This is a genomic window from Streptomyces sp. NBC_00316 (assembly GCF_036158715.1).
In the GTDB taxonomy this organism is placed as follows: domain Bacteria; phylum Actinomycetota; class Actinomycetes; order Streptomycetales; family Streptomycetaceae; genus Streptomyces.
The window spans coordinates 6,821,501-6,827,500 of the sequence record NZ_CP108023.1; the positions used below are offsets into that span (position 1 = coordinate 6,821,501).

Below are 6,000 nucleotides of genomic sequence, written 5' to 3' on the forward strand. Positions count from 1 at the left end.
AACCGAAGGGCACGAGGAACACGATGCAACCGATCATCATCGTCCTGATCATTCTGGTGGTGCTCGTCTTCATCGCCCTGATCAAGACGATCCAGGTCATCCCGCAGGCCAGTGCCGCCATCGTGGAGCGCTTCGGCCGCTACACCCGTACGCTCAACGCAGGCCTGAACATCGTCGTTCCGTTCATCGACACCATCCGCAACCGGATCGACCTCCGTGAACAGGTCGTCCCGTTCCCGCCGCAGCCGGTGATCACCCAGGACAACCTGGTCGTCAACATCGACACCGTCATCTACTACCAGGTGACGGACGCGCGGGCCGCGACGTACGAAGTCGCCAGCTACATCCAGGCGATCGAGCAGCTCACCGTCACCACCCTCCGCAACATCATCGGCGGCATGGACCTGGAGCGGACCCTGACCTCCCGCGAGGAGATCAACGCCGCCCTCCGCGGAGTTCTCGACGAAGCCACCGGCAAGTGGGGCATCCGCGTCAACCGCGTCGAGCTCAAGGCGATCGAACCGCCCACCTCCATCCAGGACTCGATGGAGAAGCAGATGCGCGCCGACCGTGACAAGCGCGCCGCGATCCTCCAGGCCGAAGGAACGCGGCAGTCCGCGATCCTCACCGCGGAGGGCGAGAAGCAGTCCGCGATCCTGCGCGCCGAAGGCGAGGCCAAGGCCGCGGCCCTGCGCGCGGAGGGCGAGGCGCAGGCCATCCGTACGGTCTTCGAGTCCATCCACGCCGGCGACCCGGACCAGAAGCTCCTCTCGTACCAGTACCTCCAGATGCTCCCGAAGATCGCCGAGGGCGACGCCAACAAGCTCTGGATCGTGCCCAGCGAGATCGGTGACGCCCTCAAGGGCCTCAGCGGTGCCTTCGGTAACCTCGGCACCGGTGTCCCGGGCTTCAACACCGGCAAGGAGCGCCGCGAGGAACCCCCGGTCGACTGACGGCGGACACGACTCGTGCATGACCGGCGCACGGAGCGCCTGTCATGCACGAAGCCCGTCTTCGTGCGTACGAAGACGGGCTCACGTCGCTGCGAAATGCGCAGAGTGCCTACGCCGCAGACCGGTCCAGCCACTCCGGCAGCGCAGCCCGGTCACCGGCCCCCAGCGCCAGCAGCATGGCCTGCGCGGGCGACGGTACGAACGGCTGCCGCAGCAACGGCATCCCCGCCTGCTCCGGCGTCTGGGCCGCCTTGCGGTGATTGTCCTCGGCGCAGGACGCCACCGTGTTGAGCCAGGTGTCCTGACCACCCTGGGCGCGCGGCACCACGTGGTCGACGGTCGTCGCCCGCCGCCCGCAGTACGCGCACCGGTGCTGGTCCCGTATCAGCACACCCCTTCTCGACCACGGCGCCTGTCTTCGGAACGGCACCCGTACGTACCGGCAGAGTCTGATCACCCGGGGCACCGGAATGTCCACCGCGGCACCACGCATACGGAGATCGGGGTGGGACTGCTCGACGACAGCCTTGTCCTGCAGGATCAGCACCACTGCACGGTTCAGCGTCACCGTCGACAGCGGCTCGAAGCTCGCGTTGAGAACCAGCGTGTCCCGCATTTCGCCCACCTCCCGTGTGCCACCCGCCCCCTGGCAGGCCCGGATCAACTCTGGCTGGGCAGGCCGTGATGGACAACGCAATAAAAAATGCCCTGCCCTGATCTCTCCAAGACCAGGGCAGGGCAAACAGCAGAGGAACTCTCGGCTCACGGAGTACTACGCGGGACCCCGGTACTCACCGATCAGCTGAGCACGTCCCAGGGTGTGGAACCGCAAATTGAATCCGACGACCGCGGGCGACGCATCGCTGTCGGCCCCCAGCTTCTCGGTGTCCACCGCGTACACGGTGAAGACATAGCGGTGGTTCTCACCGGCCGGCGGCGCGGCCCCGCCGAACTCCTTCGGCCCGTAGTCGTTACGGGCCTGAACGGCACCCTCGGGCAGCCCGTCGAACTTCCCGCTGCCCGCACCGGCCGGCAGCTCCGTGACGGACGCCGGGATGTCGAAGACGACCCAGTGCCAGAACCCGCTGCCCGTCGGGGCGTCGGGATCGAAGCAGGTCACGGCGAAACTCTTGGTCTCCGCCGGGAAGCCTTCCCACCGCAGCTGCGGGGAGGTGTTCCCGGCCGCGAACACCTGGGCATCCGCCAGCACGGCCCCGGGAGCGAGATCCTCGCTCACCACCGCGAACGACGGTACCTCGGGATGGAAGTCGTGCGGCAGCGGCGGCCTCTTCGACTCGGTCACGTCAACACCTCTCCTGATCGGTTCCGGTATCTCGCCACCGACCTTAGAGCCAGTTGCGCTGACCGCCGACCTGGGCGAGCCACTGGTTGAGGTACGCCGCCCAGTCGGTCCCCTGGAAGTCGTTCAGATCCACCTTGAACGACCGGTACGAGTCGCTGCCCTCACTGAAGAGCCCCGGCTTCTTGTCCATCTCCAGCACGACGTCCATCTCGCGGTCGTCCGCGACGAACGACAACTCGACCTGGTTCAGCCCCCGGTACTGCTGCGGCGGGAAGAACTCGATCTCCTGGTAGAACGGCAGCCGCTGACGCGTACCGCGAATGTGACCGCGCTCCATGTCCGCGCTGCGGAAGCCGAATCCCAGCCGGCCGAACGCGTCCAGGATCGCCTGCTGCGCCGGCAGCGGGTGCACATTGATCGGGTCGAGGTCGCCCGAGTCCAGGGCCCGCGCGATCTCCAGCTCGGTCGTCACACCGATGTTCATGCCGTGCAGATGCTGGCCGGCGAACATCGTGATCGGCGTCTCCCACGGAATCTCGAGTCCGAACGGCACGACGTGCACCGCACCGGCCTGCACCTCGAACGCGCCACCGAGACGCAGCTTGGTGAACTCGATGTCCTGCTTCATCTCCTGGTCGTTGCCCTCGACCTCGACGCGCGCCTGCAGGCCGACCGACAGTCCCTCGATCTGCTGCGCCACGGAGCCGCCCTGGATCCGCACCTCGCCCTGGACGACCCCGCCCGGTACGACGTTGACCTCGGTCAGTTCCGTCTCCACCGAAGCACCACCGGCACCCATGCTCGCGAGCAGCCGCTTGAAGCCCATATTCACTCCTCCTTGGTCCTGACCCCTACATACGCGCCACGACCGTAGTCGGTTCCCGGTACCCTCGAGCGCCATGATCGAGGGCTTGGACCGTACGCCGCTGAATCGCGACTTCTTCGACCGCCCCGTCCTGGACGTGGCCCCCGACCTCCTGGGCCGCACACTGGTACGGAACACCGCCGCCGGCCCCATCGAGCTCCGGCTCACCGAGGTGGAGGCGTACGCGGGCGAGATCGACCCCGGCTCGCACGCCTTCCGCGGCCGCACCCACCGCAACAGCGTGATGTACGGACCACCCGGCCATGCGTACGTCTACTTCACCTACGGCATGTCAAGGCGGTCAGCATGAACGTCATGGATCTTGCTCACCCCGCTGAAGAAGTCGCCCCCAAGCTGCTCGGTGCCATCCTCACCCACGAGACCCCCGAGGGAACCGTGAGCATCACCATCACGGAGACCGAGGCGTACTCCGGTTCGGCCGACCCTGCCTCCCACGCCTACCGAGGCAGGACACCCCGAAATGCCGTCATGTTCGGACGTGCGGGACACCTGTACGTCTACCGGTCTCACGGACTCCACTGGTGCGCCAACGTCGTCACCGGGGCAGACGGCATCGCTACAGCTGTCCTCATCCGGGCAGGCAGGGTCATCGCAGGGGAAGACCTGGCCCGCGAGCGGCGAGGGGGCAAGGTCGAGAGTCCACGTCTCGCGCGAGGTCCGGGGAACTTCTGCCAAGCGCTCGGCATCACGGCAGAGCACAACGGCACAGACCTACTGACAGGCGCCTCGGTCGCGCTGTCCGAGGGCGAGCCGGTACCCGCCGCACTCATCCGGGTTGGTCCTCGGGTAGGCGTGAGCAAAGCCCACGACTGGCAGCACCGCTTCTACCTCGCGGGGGATCCAACGGTCTCGGCGTACCGACTGAGCCCGAGAGCCAAGCCGTCCGCCGGAGCCTGAGCCGCTGTGCGCCTCGCTCGCGGCTCGCCGATGGGTCGGCGCGGAGTTGGGCCCGAAGATGTGTGACCGCTCGCGAGCGTGGCGCGTGACGCGTTCCCGGCCGGTCGGGTGACTGTCGACGTGCCCCGACCCGGGCCTGAGGGGTGGGGGATGACCCCTTGGTGCGTTCTTCCGCACCGCCAGGATCCCGGTCACCGTGCACAACGACGAGCAGCCAACGGTATACATCAACGGACGGCCGCTTACGACTCTTGATGAGGGACGGGTCATCGTCCCGCTCGGGCGGGCTGTCATGGTCTTCCCCCGCGACTTCACCGATCTCATCCGCAAGACGACCGCTATTCACAGCGACCGGTAAGAACAGAGCAGCACCACACGGGAGGGCTCCCTATAGGGCCCTTGTGTTACGACGGCCTGACACTTCGAGCAGCGGACCACGCCGGACAACAGAGCCTTGCGCTTCCCTCCGCCGCCCGTGTTGCGCTCAGGGTCGCTCAGGTAGCGCGCCAGGGCCCGGAACATGCCCTCGGAGACGAGCGGCTCCCAGTTGGCTGTGCCGGTCCCCTCGGTCACGCGTACGCGTCTCCCATCCGGCTTCTCGACCCACTGGGAGTACGTCTGGATGCCCGCGTTCCTCGGCTTCAAGAGGACGCCCCGGAGGTTCGAGCTGCGCCACTCGTTGCCGTGCGGCGAGAGCAGCTCGCGAGCGTTCCAGTCCTTCGCGATGGACCACAGGGAGACACCGGCCAGGACATCCCGGTACGCCTGCTGCAGGGCTTCCGCCTCCTCGTCGCCATGCGTGCCGTCGCGCTCGAAGCCGAAGGGGCGAGTGCTCCAGAAGGGCCTGCCCGACTCCCTGCGGCGCTGATGACCGAGCACTTGACGCTCTACTCGCATCTCGGTCTCGTTCTCGGCCACCGCAGCGCCGATGCGAGCAGCCAGACGACCCGAAGGGGTCGCCAAGTCCAGGACGCCCTGAGCCTGTGCGGCGGCCAGATGAACGCCGGTCTCCTCGGCCAGGTCCACCAGCTCGACCAGGTCTCGTGTCGTCCGGTAGAGGCGGTCGTAGTGCCTGGCTACGACGACATCAGCCGTACCCGTCCGAACCAGCTCGACCACGCGCCTCCAGCCTTCACCGCGAGCCGACACCTTGCGGCCCTCAACGACGCGGAACTTCGACGCCGAAGAGTCCTTCTCTGTGATGACCTCTACTACGGTCCAGCCGTTCCGGTCGCACAGTGCCTGGCTCAGTTCGACCTGCTGCGTGAGGTTCCCACCCTTGTGGCGAGCGGTGTTCTGCTCCGGGCGGGTGAGATCCGGGTGGGCGCGGACCTCAGTCGCAAACGTCGATTCTCGGCCCGCAATGACAGAGAACTGGCCAAAGGTCCGGCCCGCCTGGCCGCCGCACTGGACATCGACAAAGCGCTGAACGGCGCCGACGCCATCGCCCGCCCGGGTGCATCGCTTTCCGTACTGCACGGCACCCCGCCCCCCTCCGACCAGGTACGCAACGGTCCCCGCACCGGTGTGGGCGGCGATGGCGCCGCGCATCCCTGGCGCATCTGGATCGACGGCGACCCCACCGTGAGCCCGTACCGACCCCATGCGCCACGCCGCCGCACAACTTGACTCGCCCGTAAGGGCCGCCTAATGTAGCCCGAGCCGCTTGAACGGGTACTGCTGTCGGCACGGTCCATCGGACCGGGCTTGAGCACCCGGAAACGGCCAACCACTACCTTCGACTCACCCTGGCGGGTGCAATTTCGGCATGCCGAAATTCGACCCCATCGGCTCGATTATGAGCCGCCAAGGAAATCGACTAACGTAGCGGACACGCCGAAAGGCAAGGCCACTCCAAAGGCCGCCGGAATCAAATTCGAACCGGAAACGGAAGCGAAAAAGAGTCTGGTAACGTTGGACTCGCCGGAAAGGGAAACGCGAAAGCGGAAACCTGGAAAGCG

The 6,000-nt window shown here is 66.8% G+C and carries 6 protein-coding genes and 2 pseudogenes; 4 read left to right on the top strand and 4 right to left on the bottom strand.

Features of this window, described 5'->3' with window-relative positions; genetic code table 11:
• The first annotated feature begins 23 nt into the window (after window positions 1-23).
• Complete coding sequence (locus OG878_RS30385) at window positions 24-953, top strand: SPFH domain-containing protein (protein WP_030920228.1); 930 nt, start codon at window positions 24-26, stop codon at window positions 951-953.
• A gap of 109 nt (window positions 954-1,062) precedes the next feature.
• Here the strand turns inward: OG878_RS30385 and OG878_RS30390 are convergent, their stop codons facing one another.
• From OG878_RS30390 to OG878_RS30400, 3 genes are all read right to left on the bottom strand, one after another.
• Window positions 1,063-1,569 carry an HNH endonuclease gene (locus OG878_RS30390; protein ID WP_328889730.1) on the bottom strand — a complete coding sequence of 169 codons (507 nt, stop codon included), beginning with the start codon at window positions 1,567-1,569 and terminating at the stop codon, window positions 1,063-1,065.
• A 156-nt stretch (window positions 1,570-1,725) separates the two neighbouring features.
• Window positions 1,726-2,256, bottom strand: a complete 531-nt coding sequence (locus tag OG878_RS30395) for a YbhB/YbcL family Raf kinase inhibitor-like protein (RefSeq protein WP_328889731.1) — start codon at window positions 2,254-2,256, stop codon at window positions 1,726-1,728.
• 43 nt (window positions 2,257-2,299) lie between these two features.
• Window positions 2,300-3,082, bottom strand: coding sequence for a sporulation protein (locus tag OG878_RS30400; RefSeq protein ID WP_328889732.1), 783 nt, complete (start codon window positions 3,080-3,082; stop codon window positions 2,300-2,302).
• 73 nt (window positions 3,083-3,155) lie between these two features.
• Here OG878_RS30400 and OG878_RS30405 point away from each other — a divergent pair.
• A pseudogene (locus OG878_RS30405) lies at window positions 3,156-3,413 on the top strand (DNA-3-methyladenine glycosylase); the annotation flags it as partial.
• Window positions 3,414-3,427: 14 nt separating this feature from the next.
• Window positions 3,428-4,039, top strand: a complete 612-nt coding sequence (locus OG878_RS30410; RefSeq protein ID WP_328889733.1) for a DNA-3-methyladenine glycosylase — start codon at window positions 3,428-3,430, stop codon at window positions 4,037-4,039.
• A gap of 342 nt (window positions 4,040-4,381) precedes the next feature.
• Here OG878_RS30410 and OG878_RS30415 read toward each other — a convergent pair whose 3' ends face one another.
• Entirely contained in the window at window positions 4,382-5,404 is a 1,023-nt protein-coding gene (locus OG878_RS30415) for a recombinase family protein (protein ID WP_328891436.1), read from the bottom strand.
• Here OG878_RS30415 and OG878_RS30420 point away from each other — a divergent pair.
• A pseudogene (locus OG878_RS30420) lies at window positions 5,324-5,668 on the top strand (DNA-3-methyladenine glycosylase); the annotation flags it as partial. The gene OG878_RS30415 and the pseudogene OG878_RS30420 sit on opposite strands and share 81 nt — an antisense overlap.
• Between the last annotated feature and the right edge of the window lie 332 nt (window positions 5,669-6,000).

Bases quoted from the DNA above. Each gene is read 5' to 3' on its own strand.
- OG878_RS30410 (WP_328889733.1), top strand. From the start codon at position 3,428: ATGAACGTCATGGATCTTGCTCACCCCGCTGAAGAAGTCGCCCCCAAG.
- OG878_RS30400 (WP_328889732.1), bottom strand. From the start codon at position 3,082: ATGGGCTTCAAGCGGCTGCTCGCGAGCATGGGTGCCGGTGGTGCTTCG.
- OG878_RS30385 (WP_030920228.1), top strand. From the start codon at position 24: ATGCAACCGATCATCATCGTCCTGATCATTCTGGTGGTGCTCGTCTTC.
- OG878_RS30390 (WP_328889730.1), bottom strand. From the start codon at position 1,569: ATGCGGGACACGCTGGTTCTCAACGCGAGCTTCGAGCCGCTGTCGACG.